This window comes from Pandoraea pnomenusa, assembly GCF_040391475.1.
GTDB classification, from domain to species: Bacteria; Pseudomonadota; Gammaproteobacteria; order Burkholderiales; family Burkholderiaceae; genus Pandoraea; species Pandoraea pnomenusa_C.
In genome coordinates this window covers 537,084-554,528 of sequence record NZ_JBEBXS010000001.1, presented here as the reverse complement: position 1 = coordinate 554,528, position 17,445 = coordinate 537,084, and the positions used below count along the sequence as shown (strand labels likewise).

The following is a 17,445-nucleotide window of genomic DNA, read 5'->3' as shown; positions in this document are numbered from 1 at the left end:
TGGAGGGTTGCGCAAAAAAAGCCAAGATGAACGTGTACGTACAGGTTATGGTATGATCCTCGCCATTGTGGGTTTGAAGGTCATGCCATGTCATCGTCTACGCCTGAGCCGGGCTTCGTCACCGTTCGCGACGCTGCGAAGCGGCTGAACGTTACACCCCGCACGCTCAAGTATTACGAAGAGAAGGGGCTGATCGTTCCGAACCGGAGCGAAGGACACTATCGCCTGTACACGGAAGACGACCTGGGGAAATTCGTGCGGATCTTGCGCATGCGTTCGCTGGGTTTTTCGCTCCAGACGATTGCCGAAATCCTGTCGAAGCCGGTCGAGACCTCGACGGCGTCGAGCACGGCAGTCTCGCTGGCCTCGCTGCGCGAAGTCGAGGCGTCGCTGGTGCGGCAGGTCGAAGCGGTCGACGCCAGAATTCAGGCGGTGCGTCGCGAAATGCGCGAGGCGACGTCGGTGCGCGACGAGCTCGAGTATGACCTTCAGTACATCCGTCGCCGGATTGCCGGTGAGCCCAAGGACGACCTGATTCGCGAGCGCCGGGAGCGCGCGTCTACTGCGCGATCCAAAAAATCGAAGGGTGCGGAAAAATGAGCGGCGCCGCCAGCGCGCCGGCGGGGCCGTCTCGCGGGTTACTGGCCCGCTTCCGGGACGACGTCTTTCCTTGGGCCATCGCACTCGCGACCGGGCTCGACTATTTCGATAACGCCGGTTTCGCCTTCTTCACCAGTTATATCGCCGGAGGGATCAATGCATCGCCAGACGAACTCGTGTGGTCGTCGAGCGCCTACGCCGTGGCATCGGTGCTGGGCATTCTGCAGCAGCAGTGGTGGGTGGAGCGGCTCGGTTACCGGCGGTATGTGGGTGGGAGTCTGCTGTTGTTTGCGGCGGGTGGGGTCGCCGCAGCGTTGAGCGAATCGTCCATCGAGCTGGCGCTTGCACGCGGCTTTCAGGGGTACTTCATCGGTCCGATGATGAGTGCCTGCCGGATTCTCATTCAGACGAAAGTCTCGCCGCAGCGACGCGCCGTGGCGGTGCGCATATTCTTGTTGATGATTCTGATCGGGAGCGCGCTGGCGCCATTGGCGGGCGGTTACCTGATCGGTCATTTCGGGTGGCGCGCGTTGTTTGTCTCGACCGCGTTCGGTGGCGTGGCACTGGGGCTCTTTACCATTCTGGTGGTGCCGTCGACCGGACGTGTGCAGCACGAACACCGGGGCGAGGCGCACTTCTGGCCGTACATCCTGTTTGCCTTCGCGCAGGGGGCGTTGCAGATCGCCATGCAGCAAGTCCGCTTCGAGCTGTTCGGTTCGTCGCCGGAGTTGATCTTCCTGACGGGGGCCGGACTGGTCGCGCTCGGTGGCTTCATCTGGCAGCAGTGGCATCATCCCCGGCCGTTGCTGCGTCTGCACGCACTACGTGAAAAGACGTTCCAGGCGGGCATCATGCTCTACATCGCCTTCTACTACATCAGCAATTCGATGGGGTTCCTGGTGTCGCGCATGCTCGAAGGCGGTCTGCATTTTCCCGTGGAGAACGCAGGGCGGCTCGTGGGGCTGACGTCGCTCGTGTCCGTGGTCGGGGCGTTGGTCTACTTCCGGTTCTCGGGGCGCGTGACGCACAAGAAGTGGATGATCGTGCCGGGCTTCCTGATGGCGGCATTGATCGGTGTGTGGATGGCGCGCATGCCGCCGGATGTCAGCACGCCGTGGCTCATCGTGCCGCTGGTGCTGCGCGGATTGCTGCTGTTGACCATCGCGTTGCCGGTGGCCAACGTAACGTTCCGCATCTTTGCGGTCGAGGAATTTCATCACGGGTACCGGTTCAAGAACATCGTCAAGCAGCTGACGTATTCATTCGCCACGGCGACCATGATCATTCTGCAGCAGCACCGGGTGGCGGTGCATGAAACGCGTCTGGGCGAATCGGTCTCGACCTTCAATCCGATCTTTCAGGAAACCTACGGCAAACTGATCCACGGTTACGAAGCGATGGGGTACACGGCAGAGCAGGCGGCTTCGCTGGCACTGTCGTCGATTCACACACTGGTGATGCAGCAGGCGAGCTTCATGGCGTCGCTCGACGGATTCTCCGTGCTCGTGTGCGTGGCGCTGGTGGGTGCGGTGTACGCGTTCATCCAGAAGCAGATCGATTGAGTGCGGTCGAGATCGGCGGTCTTCCCTTGGGGGGGTGTGGGCGTGACGGGGTGGCATTGTCAGCATGGTCACATCGGCATAGGATCGGGCGATTGCCACGCAACTTTGGGGAGAGATGACGATGTCATGGAAGCCTGAACATTACCCGTCGATGAGTCCGTATCTGGTGTGTGCGGACGCACCGGCATTGATTGCGTTTGTGGAGCGCGCATTCGGCGGGGTGTTGATGCGTCGCTTCGACCGGCCGGATGGCTCGGTGATGCACGCCGAATTGAAGATCGACGACAGTATCCTGATGCTCGGCGGCGGTGCGACGGACGTGGATGCGACCGCGTCGCACATTCATCTTTACGTACCGGACGCAGCCGCCGCCTTCGAGCGTGCCGTGGCTGCCGGGGCGAGCGTCATCCAGCCGCTGCAGCGCAAGCGAGCCGACGACGACCTGCGCGGCGGGGTACAAGACGCCTCGGGAACGACATGGTGGATTGCGTCGCAGTAAGTGGGGGGGGGGCGCATGTCCATTCGCATGTTGTAGTGGACGATCCGGTCACTGGCAGACGAGTTGGAAATGGCCCGCATTCGCGGGCTTTTTCGTTGCTCCGTCGGCCTTCGATAGTGACGTCATCCAAATGAAGGGTGTGTTCGATTTCCGGTGCATCGTAGAATCGGCGAAACCTAAAAGGGGGAACGCATGCGCGGGCTTGTCGGGTTGTGTCTATTAGTGGTGAGCACCGCCGCATTCTCGCAAGGCAGTCGGTGCGATTGCCAGCAGATTGTCGGCTCGTGTGCCGCATCGATCCGAGTGGTGCCGACCGAATCGACGAAGGGCAGCTACGGGGCAGACCTGAAGATAACGTCGAGCGCGCCGGTTTGCGCCAAAGTTGACTACTACGTCGATGGGACGCCGTACTTCACCATCCTGCAGCAGGGCAATGGCGCAGAGGACCGCGTTTTCGGACAGAAGCCGATTACCCGGGAAAACATCAGTTCGATCAGTTGCCAGGTTTGCCGTCGGACGGACGAGGGGCAAACCGCGGGCGGGCAGAATGGCGCGGTGGGCGGCGCCCGGGTCACATTTTTCCGTCCCGACGGAGAGCGAGGCGCTGCGGTGACGAATCAGGTTTCCGTCGACGGCAAGTCTGTCGGGGCGCTCGGCAATGGTCAAAGCGTGTCGGTCACGCTTCCGGCCGGGCAACACGTGTTCAGGAACGTTCGGATGTATCAGGGCGCCTGGCAAGGCGAGTGCAGCCAGACGTATCAGACCGATGGGGTATCCGACTATCGCTACGAGGTGTCGCTGGTTCGTCTGGTCGGCACGACCGCGAATTCTTCCGCGGAGATGTCGTGTCAGTTCGTCGCCCAATGAGCCGGGGCGTTGTGGCGAGTGTATGCTGCGGTAGTGCATTGAAGCGACCGGGCTGCGTCGAACGCCGTTGGTGTTCTCAAGCGATCCCTCCCGCTTGATGCGTGGCGCATTATCCAGATGTGCTTGCCGCGTGCGCACCCATGCAGGGGTGTGGACTTCGAGGAGTGTTCCATGACCGCATCAGCCGCCGTCTTCGCTATCCTGGTTGCGTTATGGCTGGGTGCCATGATTCCCGGCCCCAGCTTCGTGCTCGTTGCCCGCAATGCGATTGGGCAGTCTCGTCGTGACGGACTGGCCACGGCGCTCGGCATGGGCGCGGGTGGCCTCTTTTTTGGCGCCATCGCGCTTGCGGGTCTCTACACGTTGTTGCAGGCGGTGGAGTGGCTCTTCATCGGGCTGAAGATTGCCGGGGGCGTGTATCTCATCTACGTTGCCTCGAAGATATGGCGGGGCGCCGATCGCCCCATCTCGGTCAGCGACGCACAGCCAAAGCTCGGCGGCAGTGGGCGCAAAGCGTTCCTGATGGGGCTCACCACGCAAATGAGCAATCCCAAGACGGCGATCTGGTATGGCAGCATCTTCGCGGCCCTATTGCCGCAACATCCGCCGATCTGGTGCTACGTCGTATTGCCGCCGTTGGTGTTTGCGGTGGAATGCGGCTGGTACACGATTGTCGCCCTGTGTTTTTCGAGTGAGCGGCCGCGCAGACTCTATCTTCGCGCGAAAAAGTGGGTGGATCGGATCGCCGCCGGTGCCATTTCGGTGCTCGGTTTGCGGCTGATTCTTAACGCGTCGAAACCCAGCATTTGATGGGGGATCGGTAAGCTTCCGATCGATATGTGCCGGATGCGGCAGCCACCTTCGGGCTGTCGTGGCGAGGGTTGGCTCGCCGTTGTGCGCGCCTGAACGCGCCCGCCACCGGATCGTGCAGCGCCATGCGCGCGATGGTTCGCGCACTTGCCGGTTTTTCAGGGGTGTCAGTCTCTCGGTGGGGCGTCATGCGCAGACGCACCGCTTCTGGCTGCGACCCACTTCATCAACTGTGCTGCCGGCATGGCTTTCGCGAAGAGCCAGCCCTGTCCGAACTCGACGCCTTTACTTTTCAGATAAGCCATTTGCACCGGCGTTTCTATCCCCTCGGCGACTGTCGAAATACCTAACTCGTGCGCCATCTCGATGATGTGCGGTGCAACGACGCTCGACGCTGCGTCTTGCCCAATCGTATCGATAAACGATTTATCGATTTTCAGGACATCGACCTTGAACGATTGCAGGTACGACAGACTTGAATAGCCAGTGCCGAAATCGTCGATAGACACCGGGTGGCCTGCTTGCCGAAAGTCCGAAATCGTTTTTCGCGCCGCATCAGTTTTCAGAAGACTTCGTTCGGTGGCCTCGATCCTGATTTGTGATGGATGAATGCCCGTGCCGGACAAGCGATTCTCGAGTCGCTTCAGGAAACGGTTGGTCTGCAAATCGTCTCCGCTCAGATTGAGGGAAACATAAAAGGATGGTTGGGTTTGCAGGAATTCCCCCAACTGCTCTATCGTCTTGTCCAGTACCAGATCAGTGAGCGCCGGTACCAGGTGATTCTCTTCTGCTACGGCGACAAATATTTCCGGAGAAATAGGCTCGCCGTTGAGATTCCAGCGGACCAGCGCTTCAGCGCCAACGCAAACATTATCTTCAAGGCGAATAATTGGCTGATAGGCGACGTCGATCTGCCGGCGTGAAATGGCCCATGCGAGAGTGGCCGGGAACGACATTTGGCGGAAGACTCGTCGGAACGATAGCCATCCGACCAGTCCGCCTGCCGCTATGCCAATCGAAAGCCAGGTGGCCAGCAGACCGGACCAGTCGGACATGAGGCCGCTCCGGGGAGCCTTGACGACAACGCCCAGCGCGCGTGTTTTTGAGCGGGCTACCGCGTAGTGCCACGCGTCGCTTTTGACGTCACCGCCGTGCGTCCAGGCATTCAACATTTCATCGCTGTCGGCGCCGTAGGAGAGTGCGATAACGGTGTTCGTCTCCGTGTGTATCGCCGCGACCGGCCGCTGGGCGGGGTCAATAATGTCAACGTATGAACGTGGATTGACCGAAACATAGTTTCCCGTGCGCCCGGTCTGGATATCCTCGCGTATGTCACTGAGGGGATGTCGTTGCCGGAACCAGACGAGAAACCCGTCGCTACTGCGCCAGTCGGGAAGGGGGAGCGTCAGAGACTTGTGACGCACGTCGCCGAGAAGCGGCGAGCAAAGGTATTTTCCGTCTCCAAAGGCGCCCGCATCCTGCACGTAGCCGTAATTGAAGATGACGCGAGACGCTCTTGCCAGATATTCGGGAGAGCATGGCGCGTCATGACCGGCGGACAGGTCCGCGATGGCAGCAAACGCCTGGTAAGTCACGAGCTCCGCCCGCATGAGCGCCTTGAAGGCGAACTGCTGGAGATCTTCCTGCTCACGCGTCTGAGCATCCTCGCGAGCAATATAGAGGCTCGTCAGCACAGGGAGCATCGTCCCGATACAGCCGAGGGCGATGGACGACGAAATGACAGTCAGACGTCTCAACATTCTGCGCCCCTGATGGGCCCGCCGCCGATATCGGCACCGCCCTCGTTGATGCATCGGGGCACGTTGTCGACCACCTCCCGCTATTCGTGCGGATATTAGCGCAAATGCGAACGCTTGGGCTTCAGGACGTCGCGCTCGAGCCGCATCAGGCCGAACGGCTATGGCAACAGGCTCGGGGCATGATCGATCGACGAAGCGAGGTCATTCGTCACCACGGGACGCCTTCTGCAATTCGTCCCGTCCGCAGGAATGCGCCAGAAAAGTGCAAAAAACGTCGGTAATTTCCCGCGATATCGCTAGCGAGCCCTCGTTGGGGGCCGTACTGCCCTTGACGGGAACTCGAAGCTTTCTTACCCTTTCGCGGCGACTCGCCGGACATTGATCAGTACTAAAAAACAAACATCCGGCGGCAGCGGTCTCGAAGTATAAGAACACAGCGTCGGCGGGGGGGGCAATTGAACCCGATCGCGGCGTGACTGAAGTCAGCAAATCGGGGAAACAAGAATGAACATTTGCGGAGGTCTGCCCGCGCCCTGGCGCAACTGGATTTGCGCCGCGCTTGCCTTACTGCTGTTTCTAAGTGCGTCATCGGCCATCGCAGCCGTGTCCCTCAACTCGGTTTCTCCTCTCAGCGGGCCGTCGGCAGGCGGCACGTCGGTCTCGCTGACCGGCAGCGGGTTCGTCCAGGGGGCGACGACGGTGACTTTCGGGGGCGTGTTGGCCACGAACGTCGTCGTTGTCGACCCCTCACACCTCACCGCAACCACACCGCCCCAGGCCGTAGGGCCTTCGACCGTCGCCGTTGCCGTACCGGGCGACGCAACATCGGTGCCCGCCGCATACACCTTTGTGGGCGCGCCGACCGTCTCGGGGGTTTCCCCGACTGCCGGCCCGACGACTGGCGGGACGGTCGTGACGATCACCGGCACCAATTTTGTGGACGTCACCGACGTGTCTTTCGGTGGAGCGCCCGGGACCAACGTGACGGTCAACAATGGAACGAGTCTCACGGTGATGTCGCCGCCCGGCAGCGGCACGGTCAATATCACGGTGACGTCGGCCGGCGGCACGAGTGCGACGAATGGCGCCGGCCAGTTCACCTACGCCACCGTGCCGACGGTGACGTCGATTGCGCCGAATACAGGGAGCGGTTACGGCGGGACGAGCGTGACGATCACCGGGACCGGATTCACCCCATCGTCGACCGTAAAGTTCGGCATCAGCAATGCCACCAACGTCTCTTACAGCAACAGTACGACGCTGACCGCCAATGCCCCCGCGGGTACCGGCACGGTGGATGTCACTGTCACCACGTCGGGTGGCACGAGCGCGACTAACGGCAACGCCAGGTTCAACTATATTCCGCCGCCGACGGTCACCGGTCTGTCGACGACCATCGGGTCGACAGCGGGCGGCACCCCCGTGACGGTGACGGGCTCCGGGTTCACGGGGGCGACAAGCGTGAAGTTCGGCACAGTGTCGGCCACGACGTTCTCCGTGACCAGCGATACGTCGATCAATGTCTCGTCACCAGCCGGATCGGCCGGCACGGTAGACGTGACTGTGAGCAATCTCGGAGGGGCAAGCATTACCAGTGCGGCCGACCGCTTTACGTATGTCGCGGTGCCGACTGCCGCGTCCATATCCCTGAGCAACATACCCTTCAACAGCAGCGCGATTCCCATTCCGCTCGATCTCTCGAATCACATCACGTCGGTGGAAGTTGGCACAGACGCGGCACACGGAACGGCAGTGGCGACTGGCACGACGCTGACTTACACACCGACACCCGGTTATTCGGGTTCGGATTCGTTCACTTACACCATGACGAACGTGGCAGGGAAGTCGATGCCCGGTGTCGTCACCGTCACGGTGCTACCGTCGACGTTCGCGTACACGCCTTCGGCACCCGCCGCCGGCACTGTCGGCGTGACTTACGCCACGACGTCGCTCGCATCTGCGTCGGGCGGGTCGGGAACGTATCGCTACGACTTGGCATCGGGGGCATTCCCGACCGGCCTGACACTGAACCCCAACGGTACGCTGTCCGGTACGCCGACCGCCGTGGGAACCTTCAGCTTCACGGTCAAGGCGACGGACACGGTCACGACGACCAATCTACCGGTGACCAGCAGTTTGCTGACCATGACGATCAATGCGCCGACGATTACGTTCACGCCGGCGACCCTGCCCGACGCGACGGCGGGCGCGAGCTACTCGCAGACCGTTCAGGCAAACGGCGGCGCGGTTCCGTATACCTATGTGCTGGCCGGCGCGTTGCCCACGGGCCTGAACTGGAATGCGGTGACAGGGACGATCAGCGGAACCCCCACGCAGACGTCGAGCGGCAGTTCCGTCACCGTCACGGCAACGGACGTCAACCATTTCCAGAGTTCCATTACGTATAACGTGCGCGTGCAGGCACCAAATCTGAACATCCTGACCAGTTCGCTGGCCAGCGGGACGCTGGGCGTGCCCTATACGCAAGGCATCTCCGTTTCGGGCGCGAATGCGGGCTTCACGGTGACGGCGACGGGCCTTCCGAATGGCTTGCAGCTCACGCAATCCGGCAGCAATTACGCGATCACAGGGACGCCAACCGCTGCGGGGTCTTTCTCCGTCACGATCCGGCTGGATGACACGACCACAGGCACGGGGGCGCCGTTTTCCAGAATCTCCACGATGCCCTTGAGCGTCAATCTGGCATCGATGGCACTGGCCCCGGCCCCGGGCGTGTTGCCCACGCCGGTCGCGGGTCAGGCGTACAACCAGACGTTTGTCGCAACGGGCGGCATTGCTCCCTATCGCTACACGGTGAGCGCGGGCGCGTTGCCGACCGGGTTGACGCTGGACCCCGTGAGCGGGGTGTTGTCGGGCACGCCGACAGCGACCGGCACGAGTGCGTTCACCGTCACCGCGAAGGATTCGAGTACCGGGCCGGGCACGCCGCTGAGTGCGCTGCAAAGCTACAACTTCAACATCACGGGGCAGGTGGCATCGGCGCAGGCAGTGCAGACGCAGACGCTCTCCAGCACACCCGTCACATTCCGCGCGACGGCCAACGCCGTGGGTGGGCCGTTCACGCGCATTGCGATCGCGACACCGCCTGCCAGCGGCACGGCCGTGGTCAACGGCGAGGACATCGTCTACACGCCGACGCCGAGCACCAACGGCGACGTGACGTTTGCCTACACGCTAACCAACGCGATCGGTACCTCTGCCCCAATTCCGGTGACAGTGACCGTGCGGGCCGTGCCGGTGACGGGCGTACCGCAAGAGACGTCGGTTGCCGCCAACGGCACGGCGGACTTCGATATCACCGCGGGCGCGACGGGGGGCCCGTTCACGGGTGCAAACGTCGTGTCGATCTCGCCGGCGAATGCAGGGACGGCAACGATCATTGGCACAGTGGCGGCGCCTGCAGCAGCAGGTGTCGCGCGTGCCGCAGTCGCCGCAGGTAATGCGTACACGCTGCGCTTTGTACCGGCGGCGGCGTTCGCGGGTGTCGCGGTGATTTCGTACACGATATCGAATGCCAACGCGACGTCGGCCCCGGGCACAGCGAAGGTGACAGTCGCTCCGCGTAAGGATCCGACGACCGACCCCGACGTGACTGGCCTCATCGGTGCACAGGTGGAGGCCGCGCGTCGCTTCGCCACGACGCAGATCGGTAATTTCAATCAGCGCCTCGAAATGCTGCACGGAAAGGGACGCGCGCCGTCGAGCAATGGGTTGAACGTGGTGCTGCCGTCAGCGGATCGCGGCAACAGTCGCGACCCGGCGCGCTGTCAGGACGTCGTCGGCATGACGGATCGCGACGCCTGCCTGCGTGGGGAGGTCAGCCCGACGGCGATGAGTAAGGCAAAGCATCTCGACGTGCGTGACAAGTCGGACAAGAACGCGGGTGCGAGTGGCGTGGCCACCGGCGATGGCCCCGACGTGCCCGGCGAAGGAGAAAATGGCGACCAGCGTTTCGCCTACTGGACCGCGGGGACGGTCGACTTCGGTTTCGCCAACACGACTGCTCAGCGTTCGGGGTTCAGGTTCACGACCGGCGGCGTGACGATGGGCGCGGATTACCGCTTCTCAGATCAGTTCTCGCTGGGTGCAGGCGTTGGGTACGGGCACGACTCAACCGACATCGGCAGTTCCGGTACGCGTAGCACGGGCAACAGCTACAGCGGTGCTTTGTACGCGAGCTATCGTCCTATTCCTGTGCTCTTCGTCGACGCCGTCGCCGGCTTTGGCACGCTGAGCTTCGACTCGCGCCGCTGGGTCATCGACGCGAACGATTTCGCACTCGGCAAGCGCAACGGACAGCAGTTCTTCGGCTCATTGTCGGCGGGTTACGAGTACCGTACCGACGACTGGCTGTTCTCACCGTACGGACGTCTGACGGCTTCGCGCTCCACGCTCGATCAGTACAGCGAAACCGGTGCGGGTCTGAACGCGCTAACGTACTTCAAGCAGAACGTTAACACCCTCTCCGGCACGTTGGGCGTGCGAGCAGGCTTCGCGAAGGCGACGCGCATCGGGACGTTCTCGCCATACATCCGCGTGGAGTTGCAGCACGACTTCAATGGCCAGAGCATTGCCGGGCTGGCGTATGCGGATATTGCGTCGAGTGGGCCGGTGTACTTCGTGCCTGGCAGCCCTTACGGCAGCGACCGCTTACAGATCGGTGCGGGCACAAAACTGCGTACGGGTGTGCTCGTTTTCGGGCTGGATTACAGCGTGACGACGGGGATGGGTGGTTTGCAGCAAGGCGTGCGCCTCACGTTCACGGCCCCGTTCTGATGACGGCTGGTCATGGCTGCACACCGTCGTCTTAATGACGTCGCTCGCTATCCGGATGTCCGACCCTTTGCGTCTTGCGGTTGCTGCGGCTGGGCCGGTCGGAGTTCGTGAAGCGAGGATCGCCCTTCAAGACTGCCTGAGTTTTGTTCCGCATCCGAATGGGGCGCCCCAGCAGGCGCTTCCATTCGGCGTCGAAAGGATTGAGATCATTCGCACTTTTCATCGACTGAAGTGCTTCGTTCGCTTTTGCGATTTCACCGCGTACCGCGTCAAGTCGTTTGCCCAGAGGACCTCCGATACTAAGCACTCGGCTAATATGCTGCTGCACGAATCAATAGATTGACCCAAACGAAAAAACCCGCACAGCCAAAGACTGTGCGGGTTTTTCAATTCTGGTCGGGGCGAGAGGATTTGAACCTCCGACCACCTGCACCCCATGCAGGTACGCTACCAGGCTGCGCTACGCCCCGTGAGAAACACATCGCTTGGATGCATCGCTCGAAAGAACGCGATTATAGCAGAGCTTTTCGCGGGAAAGGAAGGGGGCGTGCGCGCGCAACGCATATTTTTTCCCCCGCACCCAATCATCGCCGCATCGCAAGTCGATAACGCGTTGATTCGCTTCCATTTCTCGCGCATCGAGCGAGCACCGCGACAGACGTCTTCCCCGATGATGGTTATCCCGAATGTCGAATTCAGGGGCGCTCACGATAATGGAATTCTGCCTAAATCCTGCCTTCCGAGGCTCGGAGACAAGCGATGCCGCACTCCCTGGGATTCGAGGACGCGCGCGACCTGCTACTCGCGCAGCGTGCCCATTACGACGTGGCGTACCGTGATTTCCGCTGGCCGGTCCTGACCCATTTCAACTGGGCACTGGACTTTTTCGACCCGCAAGCGCATGGCAACGATCGGCCCGCTCTGTGGGTCGTCGAAGAGGACGGTCGTGAAGCGCGACTGTCGTTCGCCGAGATGTCCGAACGCTCCAACCGCGTTGCCAATTTTCTGCGTGAAAAAGGTGTCTCACGCGGCGACCGCGTGTTACTCATGTTGCCCAATCAGGTCGAGCTCTGGGACCTCATGCTCGCCTGCATGAAGCTCGGCGCCGTCATGATCCCTGCCACGACGCTGCTGGCTGCCGGTGACCTCGTCGACCGACTCCAACGCGGGCGAGTGCGCCACGCGATCACCACCTCACGCGACGCACCCAAGTTCGCCACCCTCGCGGGCGACTACCAACGCATTGCCGTGGGCGACCACCCGCCCGAGGGATGGACGCCGCTCGCACCCGCCTACTCGGCTTCCGCCCGGTTCGAGCCCGACAGTCCCACGCTCGCCACCGATCCGCTGCTGCTCTACTTCACGTCGGGCACGACATCGCGGCCGAAGCTCGTGCTCCATACGCACCAGAGCTACCCGGTGGGCCACCTCGCCACGATGTACTGGCTCGGCCTCCAGCCGGGCGACGTGCACTGGAACATCAGCTCGCCCGGTTGGGCCAAGCATGCATGGAGTTGCTTCTTCGCGCCCTGGAACGCGGGGGCGACCATCTTCATCTACAACTTCTCGCGATTCGATGCCGGTGCCGCATTGGAGACGGCCGCACGCTGCGGCGTCACCACATTGTGCGCACCGCCGACAGTCTGGCGGATGATGATTCAGGAAGATCTGGCGCGTTACCCCGTGAAGTTTCGCGAACTGATCGGCGCCGGCGAGCCGCTCAACCCCGAGGTGATCGATCAGGTCCGGCGCGCCTGGAACATCACGATTCGCGACGGCTACGGACAGACCGAAACCTGCTGCCAGATCGGCAATTCGCCCGGCCAGCCGGTCAAGCCCGGCGCGATGGGGCGGCCAATGCCCGGCTATCGCGTGGTGCTGCTCGATCACGACGGCAACGAGACGGACGAAGGCGAGATCGCGCTGGTGTTGTCGTCGCGCCCGACCGGCCTCATGCAAGGGTACGAAGACGACCGCGAGAAGACCGCCGATGTCATGCGCGACGGCTATTACCACACCGGCGACGTCGCCATGCGCGACGAGCGTGGTTACTTCACTTACGTCGGGCGTGCCGACGACGTCTTCAAGGCGTCGGACTATCGCATCAGCCCGTTCGAGTTGGAGAGCGAACTGATCAAGCATCCTGCCGTTGCCGAAGCCGGCGTGGTGCCGAGCCCGGATCCGGTGCGTCTTGCCGTGCCCAAGGCGTTCATCTCGCTGCGCACCGGATTTCACGCAGACGAGAAGCTCGCTCTCGATATCCTGCGCTACTGCCGCGATCATCTCGCGCCGTACAAGCGCATTCGCCGGATCGAGTTCTGTGACTTGCCGAAGACGATCTCAGGCAAGATCCGGCGCGTCGAACTGCGCCGCACGGAAGAAGGGCGTGCCCTGGAAAGCCGTCGGGAGATGGAGTTCTGGGACGTCGATTTCCCGGATCTGAAATGACACGGGCGCGTCGCCGGCGACGCGCCCGTCGACATCCGACGCTCAACGCATGTGCTGAATCACCAGCTCGGCACCGAGCATTGCCAGCCCGACGAAGAAGCACCGGCGGAATACCGGCGCACTGACGCGGGTGCGCACCCACTGGCCGAAGAACATGCCGCCCAGCGCCGGTGCGAGGGCCAGCAGAGACACGCCGATGGCATGCCCGTGGAAGATGCCGTCGCGGGCCAGTCCGGCCGCGAGTGCGACCGTCGACACCGTGAAGGACAGACCGAGCGCCTGCACCAGATCGTCCTTGTCGAGATCGAGCGCCTGCAGGAACGGCACCGCCGGAATCACGAACACGCCCGTCGCTGCCGTGACCAGTCCGGTAATCACGCCAATGCCGCCCCCGAGCGCGCTCACGCGCGCACCCGGCCAGTGTTTCGGGATATGCAGACGCACGGCCGCCAGTCCCAGTGCGGCATAGACGAGGAGAGCCACGCCCAGCGCCATTCCCGCGAGGTTGCCGCCGTTGGCGAGCCATCCGCCGCCCGCCCAGGTGCCGGCGCAGATGCCGATCAACATCGGCCACAAGCGTTTGGCGAGGGCGGCAAACCGCGGGCCGGCCAGCAGTTGCCAGACATTGGTCACGAGCGACGGGACGATGAGCAGGGCGGCCGCTTCGGCCGTCGGCATGGCCAGACCGAGCAGGCCGACCGCCACGGTCGGCAAGCCAAGCCCGATCACGCCCTTGACGAAGCCGGCGAGCAGGAAGGTCACGAGCCCCAGCGAGAGCAGGGGAATGAGGGTGGTCAGGTGTTGGGTATTCATCATGCCCTCAGTATCGGGGCGCCGCGACGGGCCGCCAATGCGGCATTCGCGCAGGGGGACTCAGGCAGACGCTGAGGCTGATACCGAAGTCCCCACCCGAGGCACCGGCCTGCGCCTGCGCAGGCGGGCCGAGGCGGCGTCCGACGCGCTTTGGCGTTTTCAGTTATGCTCAGGCCAAATTCGCGCCGTGCCGCGCATCGCGCGCGTCCCCCGGAGTCCGTTCAGTGATCGCGGCTCCGGCGGCCGTGCCGCCGCCGTCGGCACCCCGTAGACCCCCGTATGTCGTCGTCCCCGCCCCGATCATGGCCTTCGTCATGAGGGCGTGTCGGCGGCGACAGCCATGCCAAAGCATTGCGCCTGCCCAGAGGGATGGAAGTTGGAAAAACAGAATCGTCAACACGAACACATCGCAAACACCGGACAGGAGGCCGCCTCCGGGCAGCTTGACCGGCGTCTGGCGCTCATCATGCAACCTGCTCATCGCGCGCTGCTCGGCGACGGGCTTTCCGGTATCGAACGTGAAACGTTGCGCGTGGAAGGCAATGGCGATCTCGCGCTCACGCCGCATCCGCGTGCGCTCGGTTCGGCACTGACCAACGAAGAGATCACCACCGATTACTCCGAAGCGCTCCTCGAATTCATCACGCCGCCGCAGCACGACGCCGCCGAAGTGATCGCGCGTCTCGACGAGATCCACCAGTTCGCCTACCGCAAGCTCGGCGCGGAACTGCTGTGGAGCGATTCGATGCCCCCCGCGCTGCCGCCCGAAGATGTCATTCCGATCGCCGACTACGGCACGTCGAATATCGGCATGCTCAAGCACGTGTACCGCCGCGGCCTCGCGTTGCGCTACGGTAAGCCGATGCAGTGCATCGCCGGCATTCACTACAACTTCTCGCTGGCGGAGCCGGTGTGGGAGCTGCTGCGTGAGAGCGAGGGGGCGAAGGAATCGGCACGCGACTATCAGTCGGCGCGTTACGTCGCGCTCATTCGCAATTTCCGCCGCTATAGCTGGCTGCTGATGTACCTGTTCGGCGCGTCGCCGGTGCTGCACGCCGAATTTCTGCGTGGCCGCGAACACGGACTCGAATCGTTCGACGAGGGCACGCTCGGCCTGCCGTTCGCCACCAGCCTGCGCATGAGCGATCTCGGCTACCAGAACAGCGCGCAATCGGAAGTCTCGCCGTGCTACGACTGCCTGCCCAGCTACATCGATGCACTCACGCAGGCCGTTAGCCAGCCGCATCCGGCCTACGAGGCGCTCGGCACCAAGCGCGACGGCGAATGGATTCAACTCTCGACCAACCTGCTGCAGATCGAGAACGAGTTCTACGCCACGATTCGCCCCAAGCGTGTGACGTACAGCGGCGAGCGTCCGGTGCAGGCGCTGGCGCGTCGCGGCGTGCAGTACGTGGAAGTGCGCTGCATCGATATCGATCCGTTCCTGCCGGTGGGGATCGATGTCGATACGGCTCGATTCATCGACGCCTTCCTGCTGTTCTGCGCGCTGGAAGACAGCCCGTCGTGCTCGAACGCCGAGAACCTCGAGAATCGCGACAACTTCGCGCACGTCGTGAAGGAGGGCCGCAAACCCGGTCTGGTGCTGCATCAGGGCGGCGAGGCGATCACGCTGTTCGACTGGGCCGAGGCGTTGCTCGACCGTATCGACCGCACGGCCGCCGCCTTCGACGCTCAGCGCGGCGGTGCGCATTACGCGCACTCGATGGCGTTGCAACGCGCCAAGGTGCAAGACGTGTCGCGCACGCCGTCCGCCCGTGTCATGGCTGCGCTCGAACCGTTGCGCGGTACGCAGGGCGGGGCGTTTCAGGCGTTCGCACTGGCGCAGAGCAAGCGCCACGCGCAAACGCTGCGCGACATGCCGCTCGACGCGAGTGTCGTGGCGCACTTCGAGACGCTGGCCAGCAAGTCGCTCGAATCGCAGGCCGAACTCGAACGCACCCAAGTCGGTGACTTCGACGCCTTCGTCGCGGCGTATCGCGCGGGAACGCTCGGCACAGTGACCGTCTGACGCACGTCGTGTCATCGCAAAAAAGCGCCCTTCGGGGCGCTTTTTTCATGGGCGAGTGATGTGTACCGATGTCGGTGGGTCGCGTCAGGCCAGCACGCCGAGCTGCCACGCGAAGAAGACTGCCAGCCCTGCGCCGATGGTCAGCAACTGATGACGTGTTGCCGCACACACGCCGATCGCCACGAGGGCGGCAACGAGTTGCGGATTGCGCCACGTCAACTCCATTCCGTTGCCGTGCGGCGCCAGTGTCATCGGCACGATGATCGCCGTGAGCACCGTGACCGGGACGAAGGACAACGCTTCGCGCAGCCATTCCGGGAATCGCACGCGGTCGCCCAGTACGAAGATGCCCGCCTTGACCGAGAACGTCACGACCGCCATGCCGAGAATCGCCAGCACGAAGTTCATTGCACACCTCCGGCCGGGGTTTCCTGGGAACGCATGCCATTGGGCTCGTCGGACGCGCCCCCGCTGGCATCGTCGCGCTGTGCGGCGTCAGCCGTCGCACGCTCGCCGTCGCGACGCCTCGCGTGCAGGGCGATCATGCCTGCGGCGATACCGAGCGCCACGGCCACGAGCAGGCCCAGCTTGTACGGCAGACCCTGGCAAAGATAGGCGCTCGCCCCCGCCACGACCGTTGCGACGGCCCACGGCAGGCGGGCCATCTGCGGCACGATGATGGCAATGAAGGTGGCGACCATCGCGAAGTCGAGGCCAAGCGTCTGCAACCGCGGGAACGCGGCGCCGAACAGCAGGCCGGCGAGCGTCCAGAGTTGCCAGTTGAGGTACATCGACAGGCCGGAGCCGAGGAAATACCAGTGGCCCATCGGGTCGTCGGGGTGGCGGTGAAAATGGCTGCTCGTGACGGCGAAGGTCTCGTCCGTCAGCAGGAAGCCCATCAGGGCTCGCCACCGCAAGTTCAGGTGCTTCACGTGCGGCAGAAGATTCGCCGCGTACAGCATGTGACGCAGATTGACGATGAACGTCGTGGCCCACAGCACGGCGTAGCCCACACCCGTGGCAAAGAGCCCCGCGGCAATGAACTGGCTGGACCCCGCGAAGACCGTGAGCGACATGAGTTGGCCGTGCCACGTGGCGAGGGGTGTCGTGGCGACCAGGGCGCCGAAGATCAGCCCGAACGGCGCTGCGCCGACGATCATGGGCAGCGTGTCGCGGGCACCTGCGGCAAAGCTTGCGGCACGAGACGGAACCGACATGGTGAAACGTTCCTGAAAAGGGGGTTCGGTGGAGGCTTCAGCA

12 protein-coding genes and 1 tRNA gene are annotated in these 17,445 nt (G+C 63.1%); 8 read left to right on the top strand and 5 right to left on the bottom strand.

Translation table 11 applies throughout. The annotated features are described in order from the left end of the window. Positions 1 to 87 precede the first annotated feature (87 nt). The 5 genes from ABWO90_RS02395 to ABWO90_RS02375 all read left to right on the top strand — a co-directional run bounded on the left by ABWO90_RS02395 (position 88) and on the right by ABWO90_RS02375 (position 4,338). Entirely contained in the window at positions 88 to 600 is a 513-nt protein-coding gene (locus ABWO90_RS02395; protein ID WP_353189583.1) for a MerR family transcriptional regulator, read from the top strand. Beyond that, the gene (locus ABWO90_RS02390; protein WP_353189582.1) at positions 597 to 2,162 is read left to right on the top strand and encodes an MFS transporter; all 1,566 of its coding nucleotides are present in this window, start codon (positions 597 to 599) and stop codon (positions 2,160 to 2,162) included. The genes ABWO90_RS02395 and ABWO90_RS02390 overlap by 4 nt, the downstream gene beginning before the upstream one ends. Positions 2,163 to 2,283: 121 nt before the next feature. Then, entirely contained in the window at positions 2,284 to 2,661 is a 378-nt protein-coding gene (locus ABWO90_RS02385) for a VOC family protein (protein ID WP_353189581.1), read from the top strand. Positions 2,662 to 2,853: 192 nt separating this feature from the next. Continuing rightward, complete coding sequence (locus ABWO90_RS02380; protein ID WP_353189580.1) at positions 2,854 to 3,528, top strand: hypothetical protein; 675 nt, start codon at positions 2,854 to 2,856, stop codon at positions 3,526 to 3,528. Positions 3,529 to 3,699: 171 nt separating this feature from the next. Then, a complete protein-coding gene (locus ABWO90_RS02375; RefSeq protein WP_353189579.1) occupies positions 3,700 to 4,338 on the top strand; it encodes a LysE family translocator in 639 nt (212 codons plus the stop codon). A gap of 167 nt (positions 4,339 to 4,505) precedes the next feature. Here the strand turns inward: ABWO90_RS02375 and ABWO90_RS02370 are convergent, their stop codons facing one another. Next, positions 4,506 to 6,098 (bottom strand): EAL domain-containing protein, encoded by a 1,593-nt coding sequence (locus tag ABWO90_RS02370; protein ID WP_353189578.1) that lies wholly within the window; start codon positions 6,096 to 6,098, stop codon positions 4,506 to 4,508. Between the two features lie 504 nt (positions 6,099 to 6,602). Here ABWO90_RS02370 and ABWO90_RS02365 point away from each other — a divergent pair. Then, positions 6,603 to 10,895 (top strand): autotransporter domain-containing protein, encoded by a 4,293-nt coding sequence (locus tag ABWO90_RS02365; RefSeq protein WP_353189577.1) that lies wholly within the window; start codon positions 6,603 to 6,605, stop codon positions 10,893 to 10,895. Between the two features lie 393 nt (positions 10,896 to 11,288). On the opposite strand, the gene ABWO90_RS02360 is transcribed toward ABWO90_RS02365, so the two are convergent. Continuing rightward, positions 11,289 to 11,365, bottom strand: a tRNA-Pro gene (locus ABWO90_RS02360). Between the two features lie 289 nt (positions 11,366 to 11,654). Here ABWO90_RS02360 and ABWO90_RS02355 point away from each other — a divergent pair. Then, positions 11,655 to 13,343 (top strand): AMP-binding protein, encoded by a 1,689-nt coding sequence (locus ABWO90_RS02355; RefSeq protein ID WP_353189576.1) that lies wholly within the window; start codon positions 11,655 to 11,657, stop codon positions 13,341 to 13,343. A gap of 42 nt (positions 13,344 to 13,385) precedes the next feature. Here ABWO90_RS02355 and ABWO90_RS02350 read toward each other — a convergent pair whose 3' ends face one another. Further along, the gene (locus tag ABWO90_RS02350; RefSeq protein WP_353189575.1) at positions 13,386 to 14,159 is read right to left on the bottom strand and encodes a sulfite exporter TauE/SafE family protein; all 774 of its coding nucleotides are present in this window, start codon (positions 14,157 to 14,159) and stop codon (positions 13,386 to 13,388) included. A 337-nt stretch (positions 14,160 to 14,496) separates the two neighbouring features. On the opposite strand from ABWO90_RS02350, the gene gshA reads away from it, so the two are divergent. Next, positions 14,497 to 16,185 carry a glutamate--cysteine ligase gene (gshA, locus tag ABWO90_RS02345; protein WP_353189574.1) on the top strand — a complete coding sequence of 563 codons (1,689 nt, stop codon included), beginning with the start codon at positions 14,497 to 14,499 and terminating at the stop codon, positions 16,183 to 16,185. 84 nt (positions 16,186 to 16,269) lie between these two features. Here gshA and ABWO90_RS02340 read toward each other — a convergent pair whose 3' ends face one another. Together ABWO90_RS02340 and ABWO90_RS02335 are read right to left on the bottom strand one after the other, a co-directional pair. Further along, a complete protein-coding gene (locus tag ABWO90_RS02340; RefSeq protein ID WP_353189573.1) occupies positions 16,270 to 16,593 on the bottom strand; it encodes an AzlD domain-containing protein in 324 nt (107 codons plus the stop codon). Beyond that, positions 16,590 to 17,402, bottom strand: a complete 813-nt coding sequence (locus ABWO90_RS02335) for an AzlC family ABC transporter permease (protein WP_353189572.1) — start codon at positions 17,400 to 17,402, stop codon at positions 16,590 to 16,592. The genes ABWO90_RS02340 and ABWO90_RS02335 overlap by 4 nt, the downstream gene beginning before the upstream one ends. Positions 17,403 to 17,445 lie beyond the last annotated feature (43 nt).